The organism is Mycobacterium lentiflavum (assembly GCF_022374895.2).
Lineage (GTDB): Bacteria > Actinomycetota > Actinomycetes > Mycobacteriales > Mycobacteriaceae > Mycobacterium > Mycobacterium lentiflavum.
Window position 1 is genome coordinate 575,450 of the sequence record NZ_CP092423.2, and the last position, 24,239, is coordinate 599,688.

The 24,239-nt window shown below is 66.8% G+C and carries 21 protein-coding genes and 1 tRNA gene; 15 read left to right on the forward strand and 7 right to left on the reverse strand.

The window, feature by feature from the left end; genetic code table 11:
- Positions 1-8 precede the first annotated feature (8 nt).
- Positions 9-2,039: a cyclic nucleotide-binding domain-containing protein gene (locus MJO58_RS02755; RefSeq protein ID WP_239721946.1), complete on the forward strand. Its 2,031-nt coding sequence runs from the start codon at positions 9-11 to the stop codon at positions 2,037-2,039.
- Between the two features lie 84 nt (positions 2,040-2,123).
- Here the strand turns inward: MJO58_RS02755 and MJO58_RS02760 are convergent, their stop codons facing one another.
- On the reverse strand, positions 2,124-2,894 hold the full coding sequence (locus MJO58_RS02760) for an alpha/beta hydrolase family protein (RefSeq protein ID WP_090599068.1): 771 nt from the start codon (positions 2,892-2,894) through the stop codon (positions 2,124-2,126).
- A gap of 160 nt (positions 2,895-3,054) precedes the next feature.
- On the opposite strand from MJO58_RS02760, the gene MJO58_RS02765 reads away from it, so the two are divergent.
- Together MJO58_RS02765 and MJO58_RS02770 are read left to right on the forward strand one after the other, a co-directional pair.
- Positions 3,055-5,085, forward strand: a complete 2,031-nt coding sequence (locus tag MJO58_RS02765; protein ID WP_239721947.1) for a cyclic nucleotide-binding domain-containing protein — start codon at positions 3,055-3,057, stop codon at positions 5,083-5,085.
- Positions 5,086-5,280: 195 nt separating this feature from the next.
- Positions 5,281-5,823 carry a hypothetical protein gene (locus tag MJO58_RS02770; protein ID WP_090599078.1) on the forward strand — a complete coding sequence of 181 codons (543 nt, stop codon included), beginning with the start codon at positions 5,281-5,283 and terminating at the stop codon, positions 5,821-5,823.
- Between the two features lie 288 nt (positions 5,824-6,111).
- Here the strand turns inward: MJO58_RS02770 and MJO58_RS02775 are convergent, their stop codons facing one another.
- Positions 6,112-6,969, reverse strand: coding sequence for a L,D-transpeptidase (locus tag MJO58_RS02775; RefSeq protein ID WP_090599081.1), 858 nt, complete (start codon positions 6,967-6,969; stop codon positions 6,112-6,114).
- Positions 6,970-7,161: 192 nt separating this feature from the next.
- Here MJO58_RS02775 and MJO58_RS02780 point away from each other — a divergent pair, with 192 nt between their 5' ends.
- Positions 7,162-7,803: a S1 family peptidase gene (locus MJO58_RS02780; protein WP_239721948.1), complete on the forward strand. Its 642-nt coding sequence runs from the start codon at positions 7,162-7,164 to the stop codon at positions 7,801-7,803.
- Between the two features lie 8 nt (positions 7,804-7,811).
- Here the strand turns inward: MJO58_RS02780 and MJO58_RS02785 are convergent, their stop codons facing one another.
- The 4 genes from MJO58_RS02785 to MJO58_RS02800 all read right to left on the reverse strand — a co-directional run bounded on the left by MJO58_RS02785 (position 7,812) and on the right by MJO58_RS02800 (position 12,855).
- Complete coding sequence (locus tag MJO58_RS02785) at positions 7,812-8,912, reverse strand: ferritin-like domain-containing protein (RefSeq protein WP_239721949.1); 1,101 nt, start codon at positions 8,910-8,912, stop codon at positions 7,812-7,814.
- Positions 8,913-9,024: 112 nt separating this feature from the next.
- Entirely contained in the window at positions 9,025-9,828 is an 804-nt protein-coding gene (locus MJO58_RS02790) for a mycofactocin-coupled SDR family oxidoreductase (protein WP_239721950.1), read from the reverse strand.
- 521 nt (positions 9,829-10,349) lie between these two features.
- Complete coding sequence (locus tag MJO58_RS02795) at positions 10,350-11,855, reverse strand: DUF7159 family protein (RefSeq protein ID WP_239721951.1); 1,506 nt, start codon at positions 11,853-11,855, stop codon at positions 10,350-10,352.
- 241 nt (positions 11,856-12,096) lie between these two features.
- Positions 12,097-12,855, reverse strand: coding sequence for a class I SAM-dependent methyltransferase (locus tag MJO58_RS02800; protein ID WP_090599099.1), 759 nt, complete (start codon positions 12,853-12,855; stop codon positions 12,097-12,099).
- 128 nt (positions 12,856-12,983) lie between these two features.
- On the opposite strand from MJO58_RS02800, the gene MJO58_RS02805 reads away from it, so the two are divergent.
- From MJO58_RS02805 to MJO58_RS02825, 5 genes are all read left to right on the forward strand, one after another.
- Complete coding sequence (locus tag MJO58_RS02805) at positions 12,984-13,766, forward strand: Stf0 family sulfotransferase (RefSeq protein ID WP_239721952.1); 783 nt, start codon at positions 12,984-12,986, stop codon at positions 13,764-13,766.
- An 87-nt stretch (positions 13,767-13,853) separates the two neighbouring features.
- On the forward strand, positions 13,854-14,228 hold the full coding sequence (locus MJO58_RS02810; protein ID WP_090599106.1) for a hypothetical protein: 375 nt from the start codon (positions 13,854-13,856) through the stop codon (positions 14,226-14,228).
- A 244-nt stretch (positions 14,229-14,472) separates the two neighbouring features.
- On the forward strand, positions 14,473-14,907 hold the full coding sequence (locus MJO58_RS02815) for a tautomerase family protein (protein WP_090599109.1): 435 nt from the start codon (positions 14,473-14,475) through the stop codon (positions 14,905-14,907).
- A gap of 9 nt (positions 14,908-14,916) precedes the next feature.
- Positions 14,917-15,282, forward strand: a complete 366-nt coding sequence (locus MJO58_RS02820; protein WP_239721953.1) for a winged helix-turn-helix transcriptional regulator — start codon at positions 14,917-14,919, stop codon at positions 15,280-15,282.
- Positions 15,283-15,308: 26 nt separating this feature from the next.
- Positions 15,309-16,358 (forward strand): zinc-dependent alcohol dehydrogenase family protein, encoded by a 1,050-nt coding sequence (locus MJO58_RS02825; protein ID WP_239721954.1) that lies wholly within the window; start codon positions 15,309-15,311, stop codon positions 16,356-16,358.
- A 162-nt stretch (positions 16,359-16,520) separates the two neighbouring features.
- Here MJO58_RS02825 and MJO58_RS02830 read toward each other — a convergent pair.
- Positions 16,521-16,594, reverse strand: a tRNA-Gly gene (locus MJO58_RS02830).
- A 137-nt stretch (positions 16,595-16,731) separates the two neighbouring features.
- On the opposite strand from MJO58_RS02830, the gene MJO58_RS02835 reads away from it, so the two are divergent.
- The 6 genes from MJO58_RS02835 to MJO58_RS02860 all read left to right on the forward strand — a co-directional run bounded on the left by MJO58_RS02835 (position 16,732) and on the right by MJO58_RS02860 (position 24,219).
- Complete coding sequence (locus tag MJO58_RS02835) at positions 16,732-17,379, forward strand: VldE C-terminal domain-containing protein (RefSeq protein ID WP_239721955.1); 648 nt, start codon at positions 16,732-16,734, stop codon at positions 17,377-17,379.
- Between the two features lie 32 nt (positions 17,380-17,411).
- Positions 17,412-17,984 carry a dCTP deaminase gene (gene dcd, locus MJO58_RS02840; protein WP_090599144.1) on the forward strand — a complete coding sequence of 191 codons (573 nt, stop codon included), beginning with the start codon at positions 17,412-17,414 and terminating at the stop codon, positions 17,982-17,984.
- Positions 17,985-18,056: 72 nt separating this feature from the next.
- Positions 18,057-20,285: a DUF7159 family protein gene (locus MJO58_RS02845; RefSeq protein WP_239721956.1), complete on the forward strand. Its 2,229-nt coding sequence runs from the start codon at positions 18,057-18,059 to the stop codon at positions 20,283-20,285.
- 151 nt (positions 20,286-20,436) lie between these two features.
- The gene (locus tag MJO58_RS02850) at positions 20,437-22,020 is read left to right on the forward strand and encodes a DUF7159 family protein (RefSeq protein WP_434086297.1); all 1,584 of its coding nucleotides are present in this window, start codon (positions 20,437-20,439) and stop codon (positions 22,018-22,020) included.
- Positions 22,021-22,109: 89 nt separating this feature from the next.
- On the forward strand, positions 22,110-23,435 hold the full coding sequence (locus tag MJO58_RS02855; RefSeq protein WP_239721957.1) for a UDP-glucose dehydrogenase family protein: 1,326 nt from the start codon (positions 22,110-22,112) through the stop codon (positions 23,433-23,435).
- Positions 23,436-23,463: 28 nt separating this feature from the next.
- Complete coding sequence (locus MJO58_RS02860; protein WP_090599152.1) at positions 23,464-24,219, forward strand: maleylpyruvate isomerase family mycothiol-dependent enzyme; 756 nt, start codon at positions 23,464-23,466, stop codon at positions 24,217-24,219.
- Positions 24,220-24,239 lie beyond the last annotated feature (20 nt).

Below are 24,239 nucleotides of genomic sequence, written 5' to 3' on the forward strand. Positions count from 1 at the left end.
GTGTGTGCGTGGCTTTCGCCGCGAGTCGCAGCTTGGCACGCAACCCGCAGTTGCGCATGCTCATGTCTGCCTGGACGGTCTTCTACATCGGGGCGTTTGCGCATTTGGTCTTGCTCATCGCTTTCACCTTCGCGGCCGGAGGTGCTGCCACTGTCGGTGCGGCGACCGTGCTGGCAACGCTGCCAGCGGGGCTGGTCGGGCCGCTGACTGCGTCGCTTGCCACTAGTTCGCGTCCGCAGTTTCATCTGGCGCTTGGGATCGGGGTTCGTTGCCTGGCGATGGTCGCGACGATCATTGCGGTGCTCAGCGGAGCGCCCGTCGGCGTCGTGCTGGTGCTCGTGGCCGTCGACTCCATTCTTTCGGCGGGGGTGCGGCCGCTGCACGGCGCGTTGGTGGTCCGACTTTCCAACACCGCAGCCGAAGCGGCCGCGGGAAATGCCATGACCAGCTCACTGGTCAGCGCCAGCGCGTTAATCGGACCGGCGATGGCAGCAGTGGCGTTAGAGTTTGGGGGCATCGCCTGGGCCTTCGCGCTCCCGGCTACCACCTTCGCTGTCGGCTTGGTCGTGGCGCTGCTGATCCGGGTGCCGGATGCCGACGATTCCCAAACTCCTACCTCGGGGCGGTCGGGCGGGTCGGTGAGGTCGCAGCTCAGGATGCTGGGGGCGGGGTTTCGCGCCATCGCCGCAAGCCGTCCGGCCGCCGCGGCCACCGTGTTGTTCGTGGCCAACGTCACCGTATTGGGCGTCTGGTTTGTCGCCAGTGCATTGGTGGCCAAGGAGCGGCTGCATCTAGGCGATGGCGGTGTCACAACGATCATGACGCTGTACGGCGCCGGGGGATTGGTCGGCGCGCTGGCGACGCTGTCGATTGTCGCGCGGCGCGGCCTGGCCGGCGTGCTCGTCGGGGCGCTGCTCGGCTTAGCCCTGGCCTTCGCGTCGCTAGGAGCGATCACTTCCCCTGGCATCGGCCTGACGCTGGCCGCTGGCCTTGGTGGCGCCGGTGCGGTCACTTACGCCATCGCGCCGACGTTGGTGCAGCGAAGTGTCGCCCGCGCCACGATGGTGCCGGCGGTGGCGAGCTTGCAGAGCCTGTACATGGTCGGCATGGCTTCGGGCGCGGTAATCGCGCCATTCCTGATCAGTCCGTTGGGGGTGCCCGAGACATTGAGCGTTGTGGGGGGTTTGGCGGGCCTGATCACGCTGTTGGCGTGGCCGCGGTTGCGCGGCGCCGACGAGTTGAGTGCTGAGGATGCCGCCAAGCTGGCGGTGATTCGCGCCGCCCCGATGCTGGCCCCGTTGCCGGCGCTGGCACTCGAACAGCTTGCCCGCGCCGCAACGCACGTGACGTTGCCGGCGGGGTGTGAGGTGTTCCGGCAGGGCGACAGCGGTGACCGCTTCTACGTGATCGCCGCGGGCCTGGCCGAGGTCGCGGTCGACGGGCGCCGGGTGGCGACGCTGGGGCCTGGTGGGTCGTTCGGGGAAATCGCGTTGTTGCATAAGGCGCCACGGTCCTCGACAGTGACAGCGCGCGAGGACCTCGACCTGGTCGCCATCGACCGCGCTGAGTTCCTCAGCGCGCTCTCCACCGACAATGTGTCAATGGGCCGCCTCGGTCGGATTGCCGAGACCCGCGTGGAGACCCCGCCGGTTGCCGAGCGACTCGTCGAGTTGAACCGCGAGGCGGCGCTGGGCAGCGGGGCCGCCCGCGAGCTGCTGTCGTCGCAGCCACCGATGGCCACGATCGAGGCAACGGCGCTGGGTGAGCTTGCCGATACGGCGCGGGTGTTCGAGGCCGGCGACGGTGCGCTGATCGCCCGCGAGGGCGACTACGGCGACACGTATTACGTGATCGTCGACGGCGCCGCAACGGTTTTCGAGGGCGACACCGAGATCCGTGAACTGCGGCCCGGGGACGGATTCGGCGAGCTGGCGATCCTGCGCGACGTCCCCCGCACCGCCACCGTGAAGGCACTGGGCGACACCACGCTGTTGGCCGTCGACCGGGACGCCTTTCAGCGTGCTCGACAAGCGGGCTAGCGCTCGACGAGCCAACCCGGAGGATCCGTCGCGACACAGACTGGTCGCCGGCTGTCGAGCGATGAGCGAATTATGTTGTCTGAGTTAACTTTCCGCGTCGGAACCCAGGTATGCGTCGGCCCAGGCGCCGATGATTCGGCCGGCCCGATGGGCCTGGCCGCGGGCGGTGAGCAGGTGATCGGATCCCTCGAGCGAGACGAAGCTGCGCGGGTGGCGGGCCAGCCGGAAGATCTCGCTCGCGTTCTCGATGCCGACCGTGTTGTCGGTGGGCGAGTGCAGGATGAGCAGCGGTAGGCGCAGGCTTTCGATTTTGTCGTGCAGGCGCGCCGCGCGGACATCCTCGACGAATGACCGCTTGAGGATCAGCGTGCGCCCACCGACCATCCACTCGGCGCTGCCGTCGGAAATGCAGCGGTCGACCACGGCGTCGTAATGCTTTTCGACGTGGCTGGGGTCAAACGGTGCCGCGACCGTGACGATCGACCGTACGCCCGGGGCCCGCATCGCCGCCGCGATCACCGCCGCGCCACCCCACGAGTGCCCGACCAGGATGTCGGCCGGGGTCCCGCGGCCGGCCATGAACTCGCATGCCTGGACGACGTCGTCGACCTTGACGGTGAACGACCCGTCGCCCCAGTTGCCGTCGGATCCACCGAGACCCAGCGCGTCGAAGCGCAGCATCCCAATGCCGTCCGACGCCAGCTGCTTGCAGATCCGGGCCGCGGCCGGACTGTCCTTGCCGAGGGTGAACCCGTGCGCGAACACACCCCAGCCGCGAACGGCCGTGTCCGGGACCTCTATGACCCCGGCCAGATTCGCGCCCGTGCAGCTTTGGAACGTGACGCGTTCGCCCATAGTGCCGATCTAACTACGTGTGGCCCGACGGTGCCCCGCGCGCGGCTACGTCGGTCATCGGGTAGCGCCTGCCCGGGCGGTGATTTCCAACCGGCTATGAACCGCATTTGAAACCAGCCTTGCAAGACGCGGCCGGCACCCATCCGCATAAGGTGTGTGCGTGGCCTTCGCCGCGAGTCGCAGGTTGGCGCGTAACCGACAGCTGTGCACGCTCATGGCGGCGTGGACTGCCTTTTATATCGGCGCGTTTTCGCACTTCGTCCTGGTCGTCACCTTCCTTTTCGCGGCGGGCGGTGCCACCACCGTCGGACTGGCGACCGTGCTGGTCACGCTGCCGGCGGGGCTGCTCGGGCCGCTGACGTCGCCACTGGCCGCGAGCGCGCGCCCAGAGCTTCATCTGGCTTTCGGTATCGGAAGTCGTTGCGTGGCAATGGCCGCGACCATCGCCACGGTGCTCAGCCACGGGTCCGTCGACGTGGTGCTGGTGCTCGTCACCGCGGAGTCACTGTTGTCGGCGGGAGTACGGCCGCTGCACGGTGCGCTGGTGGTTCGGCTTTCCAATACCGCCGGCGAGGCGGCCGCAGGGAATGCACTGACCAGCTCACTGGTCAGTGCCGCTGCGCTGGCCGGTCCGGCGTTGGCGGGAACGGCGCTGGATGTCGTGGGAATCGGGTGGGCCTTTGCGCTCCCGGCTATCGCGTTCGCCGTCGCGATGGCAGCGGCGCTGTTGATCCGGGTGCCGCGCGCCGACGGTGACTCATCGCGTAGCTCGGGAGGGTCGAAGGCTCCACGGGGATCACAACTCAAATTGCTCGGGGCCGGCTTTCGCGGGATCTTCGCCAGCCGTGCCGCCGCGGCGGCCACGATGCTGTTCGCCGTCAACGTGATTGTGCTGGGCGTCTGGTACGTCGGCGCCGCGCCGGTCGCCGCATACCGGCTACACCTGGGCGAGGCCGGCGTCGCGACGATCATGGCGTTCTACGGTGGCGGGGGATTGGTCGGCGCGCTGGCGACCCTGTCGATCGTCACGTGGCGCCGCCTGGCCGGAGTGCTCGGCGCGGGACTGCTCGGCATGGCGGCGGTGTTCGTGGGGCTGGGAGCGATCGGATCGCCGCCGGTCGGCCTGGCGCTTTCCGCTGTCCTGGGCGCCACGGGTGCGGTTATTTACGCCATCGCGCCGACCCTGGTACAGCGGGGCGTCTCGCGCGAGGCGATGGTGCCGGCGGTCGCGACATTGCAGAGCCTGTACCTCGTTGGCGAGGCGGTGGGCGCCGTCGTTACGCCGGTGCTCCTCGGTTCGTTGGGAGTTGCGGCCACGTTCGGCATCGTGGGTGGTGTGACAGGCCTGATCACGCTGCTGGCGTGGCCGCAGCTGCGGGGTGCCGACAAGCTCAGCGATGAGGACGCGGCCAAGCTGGCCCTGATTCGCGCCGCCCCGATGCTGCAACCCCTGCCGGCGCTGGCGCTCGAACAACTTGCTCGAGCCGCGACGCGTGTCGCGCTGCCCGCGGGGTGTGAGGTCTTCCGGCAGGGTGACCGTGGTGATCGGTTCTACGTCATTGCCGCGGGCGTGGCCGAGGTCGCGGTCGACGGGCGCCGGGTGGCGACGCTGGGACCCGGTGGGTCGTTCGGGGAAATCGCCTTGCTGCACAAGGTTCCACGCTCGTCCACCGTGACGGCGCGCGAGGATCTGGATCTGGTTGCCATCGACGGCGAGGAATTCCTCGCTGCGCTCAGCACCGACAGCGTGTCGGTCGGTCGCGTCGGCCGAATTGTCCGCGCCCGGATGGACACTCCGCCGGTTGCCGAACGCCTCGTCGAGGTCAACCGTGACAGGACGCTGAGCAGTGGGGCCGCCCGCGAGCTGCTGTCCTCGCAGCCACCGATGGCCGCGATCGAGGCGGCGGCGCTCGGCGAGCTTGCCGATACGGCGCGGGTGTTCGAGGCCGGCGACGGTGCGCTGATCACCCGCGAGGGCGACTACGGCGACACGTACTACGTGATAGTCGACGGCGCCGCAAAGGTTTTCGAAAGCGACACCGAGATCCGTGAACTGCGGCCCGGGGACGGATTCGGCGAGTTGGCGATCCTGCGCGACGTGCCCCGCACCGCCACCGTGCGCGCGCATGGCGACACCACGTTGCTGGCCGTGGACCGCGACGCGTTTCAGCGTGCCCGGCAGGCGCACTAGCAGCCGATTTGCGCAGGCGCGGGGCAGTATTCGCGCTACCTACTTGTGACGGCGTCGTAACGTCACCATTTGGAAACGGCGCGGTGCGGCGTGCGTCGTGCTGCGGGTCGCCCACCAACAATGGGGGCGGTCGTCGAGGGGCGACTTGGCTACGGCGATGTGGTTCTGCTGCGCGAATGAAGGAGTTGGACGTTGATGACGATCTTCGATCGATTCAACATCGGTGTTATTGCTAGCGCTGGATTGTGCGGTGCCGCTATAGCGTTGAGCCCGGACGCTGCAGCCGTCCCATATATGACGGGCGGCGGTGCGTGCATGTACGGCCAGTCTGGCGAAGCCGGTGCGCCGGCAGCGGGACCTGTGGGTGCCGGGGGCGCAGCCGGAGCGGCGGCACCGTGTGCCGCCCCGTTGACTGACATGGCCGGTGTTCCCATGGTGGTGCCCGGCCCCGGAATTGTCCCGGTTCCCGCGGGTGCTCCGTTGATCGCCCTCGGACCGCCGATTCCTCCGGTGCCGGTGGTCCCCCCGTTGCCGTTTGCGCCTCCGGTGCCGATCGGTGCTCCGTTGCCGCTGGGTGCTCCGCTGGTTGCCCTCGGTGGCGTCGCGGATGCCCTTCCGGTCGCCCCGCTGATCGACATGTCGGGGGTGAAGGACGCGCCGACTGGTCCGGCGCCGACCGGTGGGCCGGTGGCCGGTCAGCCCGTTTCGCCCGGTCCCTCGCCGGTGCACGGAGGCTAAACCCAAGCAGTGCAGTCAATGACCCGCTGGGCCGCACCCAGCGGGCATTTTCATTGCGGGAGAGCACCTTTGGCCGGGAGCACACGCCCATCGGGCCGGCGCACACCCCACGGCGGGTCTGCCGTCGAGTGTGACGCCACGGCGGGTCCGCCGTCGAGTGTGACGCCACGGCGGCCCCCCGTTGAGCGTGACGGCACGGCGGAAAATCCGCTGAAATCCCGCCGCGAGTTCACACTCGACGCCGCCAAGCCTCGCTAGAGATAGCGCTAGCGATTGTGCGACAACGGTTTACGACGAGGGCAGTTCGTTGGTGGCCTCGCGCACGACTACTGGGTCGCCGACGTTGACCGTGTTGTAGTACCACTCGGCGTCCTCGGGGCTCAGGCTGATGCACCCGTGGCTGACATTCTCCAGCCCGAGCGAATTGACCGCCCAGGGGGCGGAGTGCACGAAAAGACCATGGTTGGTGATGCGGACGGCGTAGTCGACCGTGACGAGATAACCGTCGGGATCGTTGACGGGAATGCCGACGCTGCTCGAATCCATTTGAACCGAGCGATCTTTGGACAGAACCGTGTAGGAGCCGATCGGGGTGGGATACTCGGGTCTGCCCAACGAGGCGGGCAGCACGCCTTCTTGGCCGAAGTGCGGCCGATGGTGCGGCGACGGCAGTGACGACGGCGGTCCCGCCTCAGCCCCGTCGATGCTCACGGTGAAAGTATGCTCGGAGATGCTGGCAATACCGATGACCCTTGGGCCCGTCTTGATCTCCGTAGGCTGGCCTTCCACCGTCAGCGCGATCGTGGAGTGCGCGGGCCAGTATCGGTCCGGAATCCACTGCACCACTTTGTTGTCGAGCCACTCGTATTTACCGGTCATCGCGGGCGTCGATTTCACGTCCAGGGCACGCTCGGCGGCGCGCCGGTCGGTGACGGGGGCGCGGAAAGTCACGATCACGGGGTGTGCCACGCCGACGGCCTGGCCGCTTGTGGGCTGCACGGACGCGATGGGGAACGGTACATAGGACAGGCTGGCCGCCGCGAGGTTCACATCGGCTGGCGCCGGCAGATTCACGACGGCGGTCCCCGCGACCACGCTCGCGCCGATTCCGATGACAGCCACGGCACACCGAATACCCGCGCGCATAACCCCAATTCCTTTTAACTGACAGAGTTGCAATAGGAATGGTAAATGCCCGCTGAACTGCGGAAGCGTAAGGGCGCGTTTGTAATTGATCAAGTGTCTGTCACGATTTGGCCACAGCGGTCCGATCTGCCAACGTGGGTCATACGCAGGGCGGATGTCTGAGCACCAGGGTTGTCAGCAGAGGAGGACGGCGTGTCGGCATGTTGGGTTCGTGGCATTGGTCTGGTGGGTGCCGCGCTGGTGTGCGCGACGGGTCTCGCGGGCCCGGCGGTCGCCGCGCCGCCTCCCGCGCCCGGGATTCTGGTCAGCGATGGAATCACCAAGTGCTCAACGGGTTTCGCGGCCCAAGGCGGCGACGGCAGCTACTATTTGTTCACCAGCGGGCATTGTGACCACGGGGCGCCGTTCACTTACGACGACAATGTCCCGCTCGGACACGTCACCGCCAGCGAGATGCTGGGCGACCTGAAAGACGCCGCGATCATCCGTCTGGACCCGGGCGTCGGCGCCCCCGGCGCTGACGTCGGCGGCCAACGCGTTCGGGGCGCCTTGAGCGCTTCCCAGATCAAGGCGGGTATGCCGTTCTGCAAGTTCGGCGCGATGTCCGGTGAGACCTGTGGCTCCGTCAAGAACATCGATGGCGAAGTCGTCCAAGCCAACGTGTTCGCCCAGCCCGGCGACAGCGGCGGTCCGGGCTATGTCAAGAACCCGGACGGCACCGTGACCGCGGTCGGCCTGGTGATGGAGACGTCGCTCACGGGTGACCCCAACACGACGTATTTCGTACTGGTGCAGCCCCTACTCGGCAGCTGGGGTGTGCACCTCCTGGGCTGACGACGGCGTTAGCTCGCGCCCGCCGCGATCACCTGGTCCACCTCGAGGGCCCGCTCGGCCATTTCGGCGTGTGCTTTGTCGAGCGCGTCGGCCTGATCCTCGTCGGCCTTCATCAGCGATTCGATGTCGAAGCCGGCCATGTCCAGGACACCCATGTCCGAGAAGGCCTTCTGGATCTTGTTCCCCCACAGTCCGATGTCCTTGACGATCGGCACGATGCGGCTGAACAGGTGCGAGCGGAACTGGATCATCAGTGGCGACGTGTCGACCCAGGCGGCGCACTCCTGGACGTCGAGGTCGAGGGTCTCGAACACCTCCTCGCCGCGGAACCGGTCGCGCATCAGGTAGCAGGCATCCACGACGAACTCTTCCCGCTCGTCGCGCTCGGCGTCCGTCAGCGCGCTGTAGTAGTCCTTCAGCGAGATTCGGCCAAAGGCGACGTGCCGGGCCTCGTCCTGCATGACGTAGGCCAGCAACTGCTTGGCCAGCGAGTCCGGTGCCGCCATGTCGCGCAGCACGCCGAACGCGGCGAGCGCTAGCCCTTCGATGAGGACCTGCATGCCGAGATACGGCATGTCCCAGCGCGAGTCGCGCAGGGTGTCCTCCAGCAGCGCGGTCAGGTGCTTGTTGATCGGGTAGACCAGGCCGACCTTCTCCTGCAGGAACCGCCCGAACGTCTCGACGTGCCGGGCCTCGTCCATCGTCTGGGTGGCCGCGTAGAACTTCGCGTCCAAGTCAGGGACGACCTCGACGATCTTGGCCGCGCACACCAGCGCGCCCTGCTCGCCGTGCAGGAACTGCGAGAAATTCCAGGCCTGGGAGTGCCGGCGCATCTCGGCGCGTCGTGATTCGTCGGCCGCCTCCCACGCCGGGCTGCCGAACAGCGGATTGAACTCGTCGGGCAGCCCGACCGGGTTCATCGGGTCGACGTCTTGTTCCCAGTCGATGCGCGACTGGGCGTCCCACTGCTTGTCCTTGCCCTTCTGATATAGGGAAAGGAGCCGTGCGCGCCCCTCGTCGTACTCCCAGGTGAACCTGGCGTCGCCGGTGCTGGGGACCTGCCACGAATAGGGCTCGGGCACTTGCGTGTACTTGTCTCTCGTGGTCATGGGCTGCCGCCTTTCTCCAGCGTGACCAGTGGTCATGTGATGGCTATCACAGTGCGCCGGATACGGCGGCACTGTCAACCCTCGTGAGCGAGCAAATGACCGCAGTCAAATGTCAGTGGAGGCGCGCGCTGCCGCCCAGGCCGATCTCGAGCACGCTTCCGGTGATGACCCCGGGATCGGTGACCAGATACAGCACGCCGCGACTGACGTCCTCGGGCTGCAGCCAGGGCTGTGGGATGGGGTTGGCTCTCATCATCCGGCGCACCAGATCGTCTGGGATGTCGTCACTTCCAGCCGGTTGCACCATCGGGGTTTGGACGGTGGTGGGGCAGATGACGTTGATCGTGATGCCCTCCTTGGCGACCTCTAACGCCGCGGACTTCGCCAGGCCGATGACACCCCACTTGGTGGCGTTGTAGGCGGCCAGCTCGGGAATGCCCATGCGGCCGCCCATCGAGGAGGTCACGACGATCCTGCCGAACCGCTGCTGTCGCATCACCGGTATCGCGGCCCGCAGGGTGTGGAATGTGCCGGTCAGGTTCGTATCGATGAGCTGTTGCCAGACCACATCGCTGACGTCTTCCAGCAGCCCGGTGCTGACGATTCCGGCATTGGCCACGACGATGTCGAGGCTGCCCATGTCGGCGACTATCTGCATGATCGCGGCGCCGACCGCGGCAGAATCACGCACGTCCAGGGTCAGCGGTAGGCACCGCCGGCCCAGTTCCTCGACGAGTTTTGTCGTCTGCTCCAAGTCTTCCTCGGTGCCCAGGGGGTAGGTCAGCTCCGCCATCGCTTCGGGGGCATCGGCGACCACGATGTCGGCTCCGGCTGCAGCCAACGCCAGCGCATGCGAGCGGCCCTGCCCTCGAGCCCCGCCGGTGATCAAGGCCACGCGTCCATCCAAGGCACCCATGGGGATAGAAGCTACCAGCGAGTTAGCCGCTTACCGGCCGCCGGTGTTGTCTCATGAAAGCTATTGTCGCGGAGCAGATTTCGTGGCTCACAGTCGGCTAGTGGTGGCCGCTACCGCTCTCGCCGCCGGAGCTGCTGCCGGTGCTGGAGCTTCCGCTGCTGCCGGATCCCGAGCTGCTGCTGCCGCTACTGCTAGAGCTGCTGCCAACTTCGGCGCCACCGCTGCTGCTGGAAGTGCTGCCACCGCCAACTTCGGCGCCACCGCTGCTCGGGCTGCTGCCGCCGCCGCTCGGGGTGCTGCCACCGCTGACGGGCCCGCCGGCGCTGGGGGTTTCGCCACCGCCGGTCGGCACACCGGCACTTGGGCCGCTGCCGCTGCCGCTGCTGCTCGGGGTGCTGCCGCCGCCGGTAGGCGTGCCGCCGGTAGGCGTGCCACCGGTTGCGGGCTCGCCAACGCCGGTCGGCGTGCCGCCGTGCGGACTGCCGCTGGTCGACCCGCCGCTGCCGGGCGAAGTGCCGCCCTCAGCAGGCCCGCCGCCCGGAGTGCCGGGGCCGGAAGCGGGCCCACCTCCGCCGGGAGAGCCGTGGCCGGGGCCGGTTCCCGGCAGTGGCCCGCCAGGGTGCGGCCCGCCGCTGCCGGGATTGCTGTGACCGGATCCCGGGCCACCAACCGGCCCGCCACCGCCGGAGCTGGGCGGTGGGCCTTGCCACGGGGGGCGGCCGGTGCAACGGCGGCGGGACGTAGATCGGCGGCCACGAGTGCGGCGGAGCCTCGACCACGGGCGGAGTCACCGTTGGGTTGGGCAGCTGAACCGGAGGCTCGGGAGCCGGGACGAACACGGGAACAGGCAGGGCCGGGGCCGCGGGGACCACAGCGGCCGGGGCCGCGGGCACCACAACGGGCGGCGCCGCCGGAGCCGGAGGCGGCATGATCCGCGGTGGACTCAACGGTTGAGGCGCCTCCATCTTCATCGCAGCGACTTCTGGAGCGGGCAAGAGTGCCTGCTGGACCGGGGCGACGATGCCCTTGATCGGGGCGGGCAACGCATCGACGGTCGTGCGGATGCCGAGTGACAGCGCGATCTCCAAGGCCAGTGCCGCACTGAATCCGGCTATTGCCACCACACTTCCGACCAGCAGCGCCGGCCTCGGGCGGGGCTGACTGTCATCCGGCGCGCCCAGGATCACCGTCGGGGCGTCGGCCTCGTCGTCGGCCACGGCGCTGTACGCGAGGTCGTCCTGGCCGAGCTGGGCGTCGGTGGCACTCAAATATTCAGGCACGGCAGATACGTGGACGGCACCCGTGCCGGGGTCTTGGGCGTAGGCCCACGCGGTGGTGGCCGACGCGAGCGTGTTCGCGGACGCCAGCGCCGCACCTCGGGCCAGTGCCGTCTCCGGTTCTTCCGGCACATTCACGACGAGCGACGTCGCCTCTTCTAACCGCCGCCTGATCGCGGTGACGTCGACACCGGTGCCGACCACGAACACGCCGCCGGGAGGAGTCGGCAGCTCGTCAAGGCCGGCGACCAGCTCGAGCAGCTCCGCGGTGACGATCTGCCCGGCCTCGGTATCCCACTGGTCTTCGTGGACATCGTTGATGGAGCCGTCGGAGGTCTCCACGACGGCCAACGTCGCGGTCTCGGGCCCCACGAAAAGCACTGCGGTGCGTTCGTAACCCATTGCCCCGCCGACAGATTGGGTCAATGCGGCCGCGGCCACAAACGCTGAGACCAGCAAGACGTTCTCAATCTTGTGGGCGGCCAGCACATCACGCAGCACTGCGGCTTCGAGCTGGTCGGTGCATGCCACGCCGATGGAGTCCAGTTCGAGTCCTGCGTCGGCCGCATCCTCGCGAGTACACGTGATCGCGGCAATCACGCGATCGGACGCGCTGACGGTAGGCGAATTGTCGGCAGCGGTGATGGGGAACTCGGTCTCGTCGATCGTTGCGCCGTCGGCATTTTCGCCTTGCAGCATCACCATTTGAACCGATTCCGGCGCTATCGAAACTCCGAGCACGATGTCCATTGCCCACGCCTCCCAGCCACGCGGTCTCAATGACCTGATCGTCGCTGTCGCGGCTGTGTCCAGATCCTGCGGATGCTATGTAGGCGTTATGAAGCCATGAAGCCATGAAGGCTATGACGGCTCGCCTTCGGCGGTGATACTGGTTGACAGATCGCAGAAACCTATCGATGTCGGCGGACGATGGTCAGTCCCTACCCAGCCGATCTGCATCACGCGCTGAACGTGTTGCGCGCGGGGCTGATCACTCGGGCTTACGGACCTCAACGAGCAGCCGGGTCGAGTGCGCGACGAACGGGCCCTCGCTCTCGATCTGTTCGTGAAGTTCCCGCAGCCGGTCCCGGTAGCGCTGCACGGTGAAGTCCGGCACCGTCCAAACCACCTTGCGCAGGAAATAGATAACGGCGCCGATGTCGAAAAATTCGGCCCGCAGCCGCTCCATGCGTAAGTCCACGATCTGTAGGCCCGCAGCTTGTGCTTGCGCGCGCACGGTGTCCGGATGCAACTCGGCCCATATCTCCAGTTGCGGCGCGGTGAAATACTCGACCAGCTCGCGCACCGTGGCAGGCCCGATGTGCTGCGCGAAGTAGGTGCCGCCCGGCCGAAGCACCCGAAGGATCTCGGCCCACCACACGGAGATCGGATGACGCGTGGTCACCAGGTCGAACGCTTCATCAGCGAACGGCAACGGTGGCTCATCTCGGGTCGCCACGAGCACCACGCCGAGCGGATGTAAGCGTTGGGTTGCCAGGGCCGCGTTCGGGGGCCAGGTCTCGAGGGCCGCCATGGTGGGTGGAAACGGTCCCGCGCCGGCCAGCACCTCCCCACCTCCGGTGTGAATGTCCAGCGCGGCCGACACCGTCGCCAAACGGTTGCTCAGCAACCGCTGATAGCCCCAGGACGGCCTTTCCTCGGTCGCACGGCCGTCGAGCCAGGAGAAGTCCCAGCCGTCAACGGATACTGACTCGGCTTCGGCAACGAGATCTTCGAATGTTCGAGACATACATTGCATCCTCGTCAAGTGTCGATCGCACGTCGTGGAAGCGATCGTAGGCACGCTCGACACAATGGCAACAACGCATAAAACTTCTGGATGGCGGCGTACGAGCAACCCGGGAGGGGTCGAATGCCATGAGACATGCAACGTATGTCATCGCCTCGACTCCTCGTTCGGGTAGTTCACTTCTGGCCGCGGGCCTCGTTGCGACTGGAGTTGCCGGGCGGCCCGAGGAGTACTTCACGCCCGACCACATCGGGGCCTACAAAAAAGATCTCAAACTGCCGATGAATTGCTCATGGGAGGAATATCTGGCGAAGGTTACGGAGTTCGCGGCGACCCCGAATGGTGTTCGGGGCGTGAAAATTCATTGGCGGCATGTCGTTTCGCTTGCGCAGACCCTGGGCTTGGGTGGCGATCCGGGAGTTGTTCTCGAAAAACTTTTCCCTACAGCAGTTTTCGTAAATATCGTCCGCGCTGATCAGCGCGCGCAGGCCCTTTCGCTGTTTCGTGCCGAAACGACCGGCGAGTGGTTTCGTTCTCGCGGATCATCGCGAAGTGTGCGCCCCTGGGGGCTCTATATGGCTCGGCCTACACCCGGCGAGGTCGCGGTCGATCTCACCCGCGTCGCGCCGACATACGAGCAGATAGTGGAGATAGAACGCAGTCTCAACGCCGAACAGGCAGCGTGGATCGACTACTTCACCACTCGGCGTCGTACGGTTCTGACGGTCCAGTACGAAGAGCTCGACGCGAATTATGCCGGTGCGATTGCGCGAGTTCTGCAGTTCCTCGGCGCCGATCCCGCGCGTGCCGCCGGCTTGCCCCAGCCCCCGCTTGAGCGTCAGTCCGACCACATCAACGACAGCTGGCGGCGACAAATTGACCAGCAGCATCGCGAGTTTCGCGGCTGGTGATAGCAGCGTCGATGTTGGGATCGGTAGCAACCCGCTGGGTGTGCACTTACCGCGACGAGATAATCCGCGCCACCCGAGGGAGTTCCCATGAGGATTGCCGCCATCGCACTTGCCGGTCTTTTGGCCGGCACATCGCTTACCGCTGGTCCCGCCCAGGCGGCCGTGACGGCCGGGCCGCTGCAAGCCCACAGCTATCCGCTGCAGCCACCGCCCGGTCCCGTTGTCGATCCCGATCCGCTGGTGGCGGTGCAGAACTTTCAAGCCCACATCTCCGATCTGCACGACAATTGGGATGCCCTCAGCCCGGACGAGCGGAATCGGCGGCTACAGGCCTTACAACAGGAGGCCCCCGTGGTCGAGGCCGAGACTCGCAATCTGCCGCCGGGTCAGCAGCTGCAGGTCGAGGGCATGCTCTTGTCGGCGATGTTTCAGCTGACCGATCTGCTTCGGCGCATGCGATAAGTGCACTGGCTCGGCTCCGCCCGTGGGAGTGATGCGTGGCGCGACGAGGACTGGCTCGGCTAACGGATCGCAGAGATCCGGAGTGTCCAGACAGTCCTGCGCACAGCACGACTCCCCGACGAAGACACTGAATCGCGTTGTGCGCGAGGTCGCTCACCCAGCCGCATTATTGCGTTTTCATCTGACTATTGATGTAATAGTTGACTTACGTAAAAATAGTAACGTGCGAAAAGAGAGGCCCTCCATGCCCGTGTATCAATGTGTCAGCTCTGCGGGGCTGGTATCCGCCGACGCCCGCGCCCGCATCGCGCAGGACATAACGCGCTTACACTGCGAAGTCACCGGCGCACCAGCAGCTTTCGTCAACGTGCTGTTCTCGGAGTACGTCAGCGGTGAGCTGTTCACCGGCGGCCAGCCCTCCCAGAATTCGTTCATTGCCGCAGAGATCCGGGCGGGCCGCGACTTGGACACCCGCCAGGCACTGCTGCGGGAACTGAGTGGGATTTGGACCGAGGCGACGGGTCAGAACGAAGCCCAACTGCTGGTCGCGATCAAGGAGACTCCTGCCGAGAATGCAATGGAGGCCGGACTGATGTTTCCCAAGCCCGGCGAGGAAGCGCAGTGGATGAGCGAAAACAGTGACAAGCTGGCGGCGCTCGGATGGAACGTCTCCACGTAGCATGCCCAAATGACCCGCGTGCCAGGGAGTAAGGGCTGGCTGCCGTACTGCCCTTACTACGCAGTGGCCGGTGACATTCTGAGCCAGCGATGGGCTGCGCTGATTCTGCGCGTGCTGGTGGCTGGTCCGGCGCGGTTTGGCGAGATCTCTTCGGCCATCCCCAACATGACCGACCGACTGCTGTCTCAACGCCTCAAGGACCTTGAGGCGGCCGGGCTTGTCGAACGTACCCTCGGCGACGGCCGTCCAGCGCGAATTCACTACCAGCTCACCGAGAAAGGCGTCGAGCTTGGCGCGGTGCTGCTCGAACTCAATCGCTGGGCCCTGAAGTGGGTGAACCCCGAGGACGTGGAGCGGCCAACGCCCGTCGACTGAACTCTTTGGCGCCACCCCGTCTCGAAGTGGAGAAAAAGCCTGGTGCAAAGGTCGTAGGCTCGCTTGGGCGGCCGCTCACACAGCGGGCTCACCTTCAATGGAGGCTTGATATGCGCGCCATACAGATTGAACAGTTCGGCGATCCCGCACAGGTGATCCGGGTCGTGGACATCGAGGAGCCGCCACCGCCGGGTCCGCGTGAGGTTTTGGTGGGCGTTGAGTTCTCGCCGTTGAACAAACACGACCTACTCGTCGTCCTCGGTATGCTGGCGCGACCGCCGCTGCCCCATATACCTGGCGCAGAGGGGGTCGCTCGCGTGCTTGCCACTGGCTCCGAGGTTGACGGGCTTCAGGTCGGCGATCTGGTCGTGCTACCTCTGTATTCGGGTGCATGGCGTGAGCGGCTCGTCGTGCCCGCGGATGGCCTGTTCGCACTCCCCGCCGGTGGTGACATCGAGCAGTACTCGATGCTGGGCAGCAATCCCCCGACGGCGGGGTTGATGCTCAGTGAATGCACCCGTCTGCAGCCCGGTGACTGGGTGGTTCAGAACGCCGCGAATTCCGGTGTGGGGCGGTCATTGATCGCGCTAGCAAAGCTTCGTGGACTGAAGACGATCAACCTGGTCCGTGATGACGCAACGTTCGCCGAGCTGACTGCAGCCGGGGCCGACGTGGTCCATGTCGATGACGACGATGCGGTCGGTGATGTTCGAGCAGCCATAGGCGACGCGCGAGTGGCGTTGGCAGTGGATTCCGTGGGTGGTCCAGGGGTGGCGCAGCAGCTCGGTTTGCTGTCCGATGGTGGATGGTTGGTCAGCTATTCCTGGGCCCGGGACGAACCGATGTGGGTCGATACCCCGATACTTGTCGCTAAGCACATCACGGTCCGTGGATTCTTTGTCGGCGACTTCGATTACCGCGACAAGGTGGTTCCTGTAATTCGTGAGGTGGCACCGCTGGTTGCCGACGGCTCTCTTGCTGTCCCCGTAGCAGCCGTGTACCCCCTGGAACAGATCTCGGACGCGGTGCAGAATCTCTTACGAGGCGGCAAGATCCTGCTGAAAGTGGCGGGGTGAGGCGGCCCGCTCAGCCACTGCGCTCGCCCGGGTAGCCGCGTGCCTCTCTCCGCCGAGCCAGACCTTCAATGGCACGCTTGGGATAGTAAAGCCGAGTACGGGACCGTCAGGGGACCGCCAGTCATCGCGTCGGACGCTCCGGCGCATAAGCCCTAGTAATCGTGGAGCCGATGACGGGAATCGAACCCGCGTATTCAGCTTGGGAAGCTGATGTTCTGCCATTGAACTACATCGGCGCGGTTGCCCAAGAAGGCTAGCATCCGGGCGCGCAACCAGCCGCGACAGTCGAATGCCGATATGGAATTGCGGCTATCCACTGAAATTTAAAATGCTCACATTTATTCTTTCGTGATCATGCCGTAATGTGCCCTGGGTGGGCCGACACAGGTTAGCCAAGAAGCGGCGGAAGTCGCCGGTTGCCCTGGCAGCGATGCTGGCCCCTGCCGCGGTGTTCTTCGCGGTGGGCGGAGACGTCGGCCCATTTGTCACGCCATCGGAAGCCAAGTCCGTTATTGGAGACGTCACTCCGAGCCGATTGGAAATCGTCGGGGCGGAAACGAAATTGGTGCATAGCGCGGCCGATGTGGGTGCCCCCGATCGCCAGCCGATGGCGTCGCGATATCACGTTCGGTCCCGCTTCTTGCCCGTCGGGCTCTGCCCGGAACAGGGCCTGCAGGTGCGCACGATCCTGGCGTCGCGCGCCATCAGCGCGACCTTCCCCGAGATTCACGAAATCGGCGGTGTGCGACCGGATCCGCTGCCCTGGCATCCCCTCGGCTTTGCGCTGGACGTGATGATCCCGAACCCCCAGAGCGCCCAGGGCATTGCGCTGGGCAACGCGATCGTCGCCTACGTGCTGAAGAACGCGAACCGATTCGGCATCCAGGACGCTATTTGGCGCGGCGTCTACTACACGCCCAACGGGGCACAACCGAGCAGACTCGGCCACTACGACCACGTCCACGTCACGACGACTGGAGGCGGCTACCCCAAGGGCGGCGAAACGTACCTCGCCGACTGAACGCGAGACAACGCAGCAGATAGGCTCGTCGCGTGCTGCTCTCCGATCGTGACCTCAGGGCCGAAATCTCCGCCGGCCGGTTGGGCATCGACCCGTTCGACGACGCTCTCGTACAACCCTCGAGCGTCGACGTTCGCCTCGACAGCATGTTCCGGGTGTTCAACAACACCCGCTACACCCACATCGACCCCGCCAAGCAGCAGGACGAACTGACCAGCCTGGTGGAACCCGCCGAAGGGGAGCCCTTCGTGCTGCACCCGGGCGAGTTCGTGCTGGGCTCCACCTTGGAGCAGGTCGCGTTGGCCGACGACCTCGCCGGGCGTCTGGAAGGCAAGTCGTCGCTGGGCCGGCTCGGCTTACTGACGCACTCGACCGCCGGGTTCATCGATCCTGGCTTCACCGGTCACATCACCCTCGAGCTGTCCAACGTCGCCAATCTGCCCATCACGTTATGGCCAGGCATGAAGATCGGGCAGCTGTGCATCCTGCGTTTGACCAGCCCGGCTGAACACCCCTACGGCAGTTCCCGGGTTGGCTCGAAATACCAGGGCCAGCGCGGACCGACACCTTCTCGCTCCTACGAGAACTTCATAAGAACTACATAGCTGCGGCGGGCTGCCCGCACCGCCTTTCTAAGGAAGTATGTAGTAGTCGGGATCGTTTCTTCCGGTCCGGGCATGGCTTGTCTTGCAACGCTTTTGGAGTGGTTCTTCGTGGATGTCGTGCTCGGGGTGTCAATCGCACCGACTTCGGTTCAGATGATCGTGGTCGAGGGCGAGAACGCCGACGGCGCCCTGGTGGAAGAGGATCAGTTTCCCCTCGGCGCGGCCGCTGACACCGAACCCACAGCCGTTTCCGATCGGGTGATCTCCGCGATTCTCGGCACTCGCGAGGGTGCCGCCGATGCCGGGCTGGAGCTGTCCTCGATCGGCGTGACGTGGACCGACCAGTTGCACGCAGCGGTGCTTCGCGACGCGCTGGCCTCCTACAAGCTCGAGAACGTGATGCTGGTCTCGTCCTTCCTCGCTGCCGCCGCACTTGGTCAATCCGTCGGTGGCGCAATGGGTTACGACACCACCGCAGTGCTGTTCGTCGAGCCCGACACCGCGACGCTCGCCGTCGTCGAGACCTCCGACGGGTCCATCACCGACGTCTACAAGGAACAAATCATCGCCGAGTCCTATGACGAGGCCACCGCGCAACTCACCGGGATGATCGCCTGGCTCGACGAGCTGGAGGCACCTCCCGGCGGGGTGTTCGTCGTCGGATCGGGCGTCGACGTCGGCCCAATCAAGCCGGCATTGGATTCCGCGACCTCGCTCAGCGTGAACGCGGCGGAAGAGCCCGAGACGGCGCTGGCCCTAGGGGCCGCGCTGGCATCGGCCAACGCGCCGCTGTTCGCATCGTCGACGGCGGCGCTGGCCTACGCGCAAGACCCGGGCACCGGCGTCGTCCATCCGGCTGCCGGGCCCGAATACCTTGGCGTGCCGTACCTTTCCGACGCGACCCTCGGACGCGATGAGCTCGCCTACAGCCTGGTGTCCGACGAGGATGCCGACGCGCCAACCGTCGTGATCGATCCGTCCGACTTGGGCGGCCCGGACCTAGGCCAGCCGAGTCGCAGGCCAGTGCTGTTGGTCGGCAGTGGGATGGCGGTGGTCGCCGTCAGCGCGGTGGTCGCACTAGAGATCGCACTGGCCATCGGCATTCGCACCACGAACGTCGCTGTGCAGCCCAGTCCTAACCAAAACCTCATCGTGCCAACACAACCGGCCTCCGCGCCCCCGCCGGCTGAGGCGTCGGTCGCTCAGCCGAAGATTGTCTTGCCTGCCCCCGCCGCGGCGCCTAAGCCGTTGCGTCCAGCGTTGGCGGCACCGCTGCCGGCAGCTCCGGCTCCCGCCGCCTTGCCACCACTGCCCGCGGCTCCTGCCGCTTTGCCGCCGCTGCCCGCGGCTCCTGCTCCGATTGCTCCGGTGGTGCCGGCTCCGGTCGTGGTGCCGATCCCGGTGCCCCAGATCCGCATGCCGGCTCCGGAATGGTTGATGAGTCCGCCGGTGATCCAGGCGCCACCGCGACCGGTGTTGCCACCCGTGGTGGTGCAGCAACCGCCGCCGATGGTGGTGCAGCAACCGCCACCCGTGGTGATGCAGCAACCGCCACATCAGGCTCCTCCAGAATCTGGCCCTGGCGGCCAGGGCGGTTGGCACGTTCCGCCGCCTGGTTCGGGTTCGGGTGGTGCCAGCGGTGGCGGCCCGGGAGGCTTTCCGGGCTCGGGTCCTGGTGGTCCTGGCGGTGGGCATGTTCCGCCGCCTAGCACGGGTTCCGGCGGCGGTGGCCACGGTTCGGGTGATCCTGCCGGCGGCGGACCGTTCGGTGGTGGTCCGGCTGGTGGTGGGCCGATCGTTGGCGGACCTGGCCACGGTGGTGGCGGACCGTTCGGTGGTGGTCCGGCTGGTGGTGGGCCGATCGTTGGCGGACCTGGCCACGGGGGCGGCGGTCCCATCGGTGGCGGGCCGTTCGGTGGTGGGCCAGTAGGCGGCGGCCCGATTGGTGGTGGTCCGATTGGTGGTGGTCCGGCCGGCGGCGGACCGTTCGGTGGTGGGTCTGGCCACGGTGGTGGTCCGGCCGGTGGCGGGCCGATTGGTGGTGGTCCGGCCGGTGGTGGCCCGTTCGGCGGCAGCCACGGTGGCGGTGGACCCATCGGCGGTGGACCCATCGGCGGCGGCGGTCACAGCAGCGGTGGCTTTGGCGGAGGCGGCGGTCGGGGTGGCGGAGGTGGCCTCGGCGGAGGCGGCGGTCTGGGTGGCGGAGGTGGCCTCGGCGGAGGCGGCGGCCTGGGTGGCAGCGGTGGCCTCGGCGGAGGCGGCGGTCACAGCAGCGGTGGCGGCGGCGGTGGCCATCACTAGCTGCCTCGATCCACGCGACCACGCTCGAGGGTGCGTAAAATCGGGTCGCTAGGGGAATACAGGGTGGGGAATTGCGCCGTCTCGAGGTAGCCGGAGCCTGCGATGACGACGTCCTCCACAGCACTGTCTAGCAAACGACAATGGAGGGGCATTGGACACCGTACTTGGGGTGTCGATGGCGCCAACGGCAGTCCGGATGGTTCTGGTCGAAGGCGAAAATGGCGATGGCGCCACCGTCGATGAAGACAATTTCGACATCGCTTCCGATGACGACGCGGCGACGACAAGCGCTGCGGATCAAGTGGTTTCGGCGATCCTGGGAACCCAGGAGGGTGCGGCTCAGGGCGGCTACCAGCTGACGTCGACGGGCGTCACCTGGACCGATCCCGTCGAGGCGGCCGCCCTGCGCGACGCACTGGCCGCGCACAAGGTCGAGAACGTGATGTTGGTCTCGGCGTTCCTCGCCGCGGCCGCCTTGGCGCAGGCGGTCGGCAACGAAACCAATTACGCGCAGACCGCGCTGCTGTTCATCGAACCCGACACCGCGACCTTGGCGCTTGTCGATACCGCCGACGGGTCGATCGCCGATGTGCATCGTCAGCCCCTGCCCGAAGACGACGACGCCGCGGTGGCACAGCTGGCCACGATGGTTTCCGAGGCCGAGACGCTGGACACCCGCCCGGGCGCGGTATTCGTCGTGGGCTCCGGCGTCGATGTTCCGCTGATCAAGCCCGCCCTGGAGGCCGCGACCACGCTCCCGCTGGCAATGCCCGAGGAGCCCGACACCGCACTGGCTCGCGGCGCCGCCCTGGCGTCGGCCCACGCGCCGCTGTTCGCCTCGTCCACCGCTGCGCAGGCCTACGCGCAGGACCCCGGCACCGGTGCCATCGACCCCTTCGCGATTGCCCCCGGTTATTTCGACAGCCCGGACTCCGGCGAGGGTGCGCTGGCGTACAGCGCCGTTCCCGAGAACTATGTCGACGCCTACACAAGCGAACACACCGCCGCCACCTCACTCATTGACTACCAAGAAACTGACTACCCGGAACGCAGTTCGTTTGGACTCGTAGGCAGCGTGGTGGCGTCGATCTTCATCGTCGGGGTGGCGGCGCTGATCGTTTCGCTGGCGGTCGCGATCCGGCCGACCGCCGGTGTGAAGCCGGTTCCCAGCCACAACATCGTCGCCCCCGCCACACCGGCGCCGGCGGCTCCGGCTCCCGCCGCGCCCGCACCGGCTCCCGCTGCGCCCGCCTCGGCTCCTGCGGCTCCCGCGCCCGCGGCGGCCCCGATCCAGGCTCCGGCGCCTGTTCCTCAGGCGCCCGCTCCGGCTCCGATACCCGACGCCCCGGCGCCGGTTCCGGTCCAGATCCCGGACGCACCTGCACCGATACCCGACGCACCCGCGCCGGTCCCGGTTCCGGCGGCCCCGGCGCCCGCGCCCGTGGCGCCGATTCCCGTGCCGATCCCGTTGCCGATACCTCCGGTTATCGGCGTGCCCGGCGTGCCGATCGGACCCGGCGGTGGTGGGTTCCCCGGCAGCCAGGGCCGCGGCGGTGGTGGCTTCCCCGGTAGCCAAGGCCCCGGCGAAGGTGGCTTCCCCGGCGGTGGTCACGGTGGCGGCGGCTTCCCCGGGGGTGGCGGTGGTCACGGTGGCGGCGGTTTTCCCGGCTTCCCCGGCGGTGGCGGCGGTCACGGTGGTTTCGGCGGCGGTCACGGCGGGTTTGGCCGCCATTAGGTCTCCGAGAGCCAGCTGTCACCTCCCGTTTGCCTCCCGCTCAGCACTGCGATGCAGTTAGCTCATCGCGACCACCTACACACGGTGGTATGCGATGCACCGTCTTCGGTACTGGATATCTGGGTGCTACGCACGCAGTCGGCATGGCTGTGCTGGGACACGAGGTCGTCGGGGTTGATATCGACCCAGGCAAAGTCGCCAAGCTCGCCGCGGGTGACATTCCCTTCTACGAGCCCGGTCTCCGAGAGTTGTTGACCGACAACCTGGCTGCCGGCAGATTGCGGTTCACCACCGACTACGACTTGGCGGCCGATTTCGCCGACGTGCACTTCCTGGGCGTCGGTACACCGCAAAAGAAGGGCGAGTACGGCGCCGACCTCAGCCACGTCAACGCCGTCATCGACAACCTTGTACCCCGGCTGGCTAGGCCGGCCGTGCTGGTCGGCAAATCGACTGTGCCAGTGGGCACTGCGGCCGAGCTCGCCGAGCGCGCCGCTGCACTGGCGCCCGCGGGGGTCGACGTCGAAATCGCGTGGAATCCCGAGTTCCTGCGTGAGGGACACGCGGTGCATGACACCTTGGAGCCCGACCGCATTGTGCTTGGTATTCAACAGGATTCGGTGCGCTCAGAGATCGTCATCCGCGAGTTGTACGCACCAATCCTCGAAGCGGGTGTGCCTTTCCTCGTAACCGATTTGCAGACAGCGGAATTGGTTAAGGTTTCAGCCAATGCCTTTCTTGCGACCAAGATTTCGTTCATCAATGCCGTCTCCGAGGTGTGTGAGGCCGCGGGGGCCGACGTCACGCTGCTCGCCGACGCGCTTGGGTACGATTCCCGCATCGGGCGCAAATTCCTGAACGCCGGCTTGGGTTTTGGCGGTGGCTGCCTGCCCAAGGACATTCGAGCTTTCATGGCGCGCGCCGGTGAGCTAGGTGCCAACCAGGCGCTGACGTTCCTGCGCGAGGTAGACAGCATCAACATGCGCCGGCGCACCAAGATGGTTGAGCTGGCCACCGCCGCGTGCGGCGGTTCGCTGTTGGGCGCCAATATCGCCGTGCTCGGAGCGGCTTTCAAGCCCGAGTCCGACGATGTCCGGGATTCACCGGCGCTCAACGTCGCCGGTCAGCTGCAGCTCAACGGGGCCGTGGTCAACGTCTACGACCCGAAAGCCCTGGAGAACGCGCGCCGCCTGTTCCCGACGCTGAACTACGCGGTGTCGGTGACCGAGGCCTGCGAGGGCGCGGACGCGGTCCTGGTGCTGACAGAGTGGCAGGAATTCACTGACCTCGACCCGGAAGACCTCGCCGATCGGGTGCGTGCCCGCGTCGTCGTCGACGGCCGCAACTGCCTGGACGTCGAGCGCTGGACGCACGCGGGCTGGAAGGTGTTCCGGCTCGGGGCGCGACGTCCGTAGATCGCACCCTGGCGAGTAGCCTGATCGCGTGGACTACGCGGCAGCCTTTCTCGACGAAAACCGGTCTTTTTCCGAGCTTTTCCGCGATGTCGACGAATCGCTGCCGGTGCCGACCTGCCCGGAGTGGAGCCTCAAGCAGCTGTTCCGCCATGTCGGCCGCGGCGATCGCTGGGCGGCGCAAATCGTGCGCGACCGACTCGACCAGCCGCCCGATGTCCGCAGCGTCGAAGGCGGCAAGCCGCCACCGGATCCCGCCGACGCGATCTCCTGGTTGCACGGCGGAGCCCAACGCCTGCTCGACGCCGTCGAGCTGTCCGGCGTCCAGACACCGGTATGGACCTTTCTCGGTGAGCGCCCAGCGAATTGGTGGATCCGACGCCGACTGCACGAGACGTCGGTACATCGCGCCGACGCGGCCATCGCGCTCGGGCGCGAATTCACCCTCGATCCCGCCGTCGCGGCGGACGGGATCACCGAGTTCCTCGAGCGCATCGCGGTCCAGGCCGGCAGCAACGGCGCCCCGCTGCCGCTCGAGGACGGCCACACCCTGCACCTGCACGCGACCGACCCCGGGCTGGGCGAAGCCGGCGAATGGACGATCAGTGTCGCGGACGGCGGCGTCGTCTGGTCACACGAGCACGGCAAGGGCAGTGCGGCGTTACGCGGCGGTGCCACCGAGCTGTTGCTGGCGATGGCGCGTCGAACTCGGCTCGGCGACACCGGTATCGAGATGTTCGGCGACGAGGCCGTCTGGCAAACCTGGCTGGAGCGCACGCCGCTCTAGCAACGTCGGGGAAACGACGT

What these genes read in the sequence shown, in the direction of transcription:
- MJO58_RS02855 (WP_239721957.1), top strand. Translation starts at nt 22,110, where the DNA reads ATGCGATGCACCGTCTTCGGTACTGGATATCTGGGTGCTACGCACGCA.
- MJO58_RS02815 (WP_090599109.1), top strand. Translation starts at nt 14,473, where the DNA reads ATGCCCGTGTATCAATGTGTCAGCTCTGCGGGGCTGGTATCCGCCGAC.
- MJO58_RS02820 (WP_239721953.1), top strand. Translation starts at nt 14,917, where the DNA reads ATGACCCGCGTGCCAGGGAGTAAGGGCTGGCTGCCGTACTGCCCTTAC.
- MJO58_RS02785 (WP_239721949.1), bottom strand. Translation starts at nt 8,912, where the DNA reads ATGACCACGAGAGACAAGTACACGCAAGTGCCCGAGCCCTATTCGTGG.
- MJO58_RS02795 (WP_239721951.1), bottom strand. Translation starts at nt 11,855, where the DNA reads ATGGACATCGTGCTCGGAGTTTCGATAGCGCCGGAATCGGTTCAAATG.
- MJO58_RS02845 (WP_239721956.1), top strand. Translation starts at nt 18,057, where the DNA reads ATGGCTTGTCTTGCAACGCTTTTGGAGTGGTTCTTCGTGGATGTCGTG.
- MJO58_RS02810 (WP_090599106.1), top strand. Translation starts at nt 13,854, where the DNA reads ATGAGGATTGCCGCCATCGCACTTGCCGGTCTTTTGGCCGGCACATCG.
- MJO58_RS02800 (WP_090599099.1), bottom strand. Translation starts at nt 12,855, where the DNA reads ATGTCTCGAACATTCGAAGATCTCGTTGCCGAAGCCGAGTCAGTATCC.
- MJO58_RS02805 (WP_239721952.1), top strand. Translation starts at nt 12,984, where the DNA reads ATGAGACATGCAACGTATGTCATCGCCTCGACTCCTCGTTCGGGTAGT.
- MJO58_RS02760 (WP_090599068.1), bottom strand. Translation starts at nt 2,894, where the DNA reads ATGGGCGAACGCGTCACGTTCCAAAGCTGCACGGGCGCGAATCTGGCC.
- MJO58_RS02770 (WP_090599078.1), top strand. Translation starts at nt 5,281, where the DNA reads ATGACGATCTTCGATCGATTCAACATCGGTGTTATTGCTAGCGCTGGA.
- MJO58_RS02790 (WP_239721950.1), bottom strand. Translation starts at nt 9,828, where the DNA reads ATGGGTGCCTTGGATGGACGCGTGGCCTTGATCACCGGCGGGGCTCGA.
- MJO58_RS02775 (WP_090599081.1), bottom strand. Translation starts at nt 6,969, where the DNA reads ATGCGCGCGGGTATTCGGTGTGCCGTGGCTGTCATCGGAATCGGCGCG.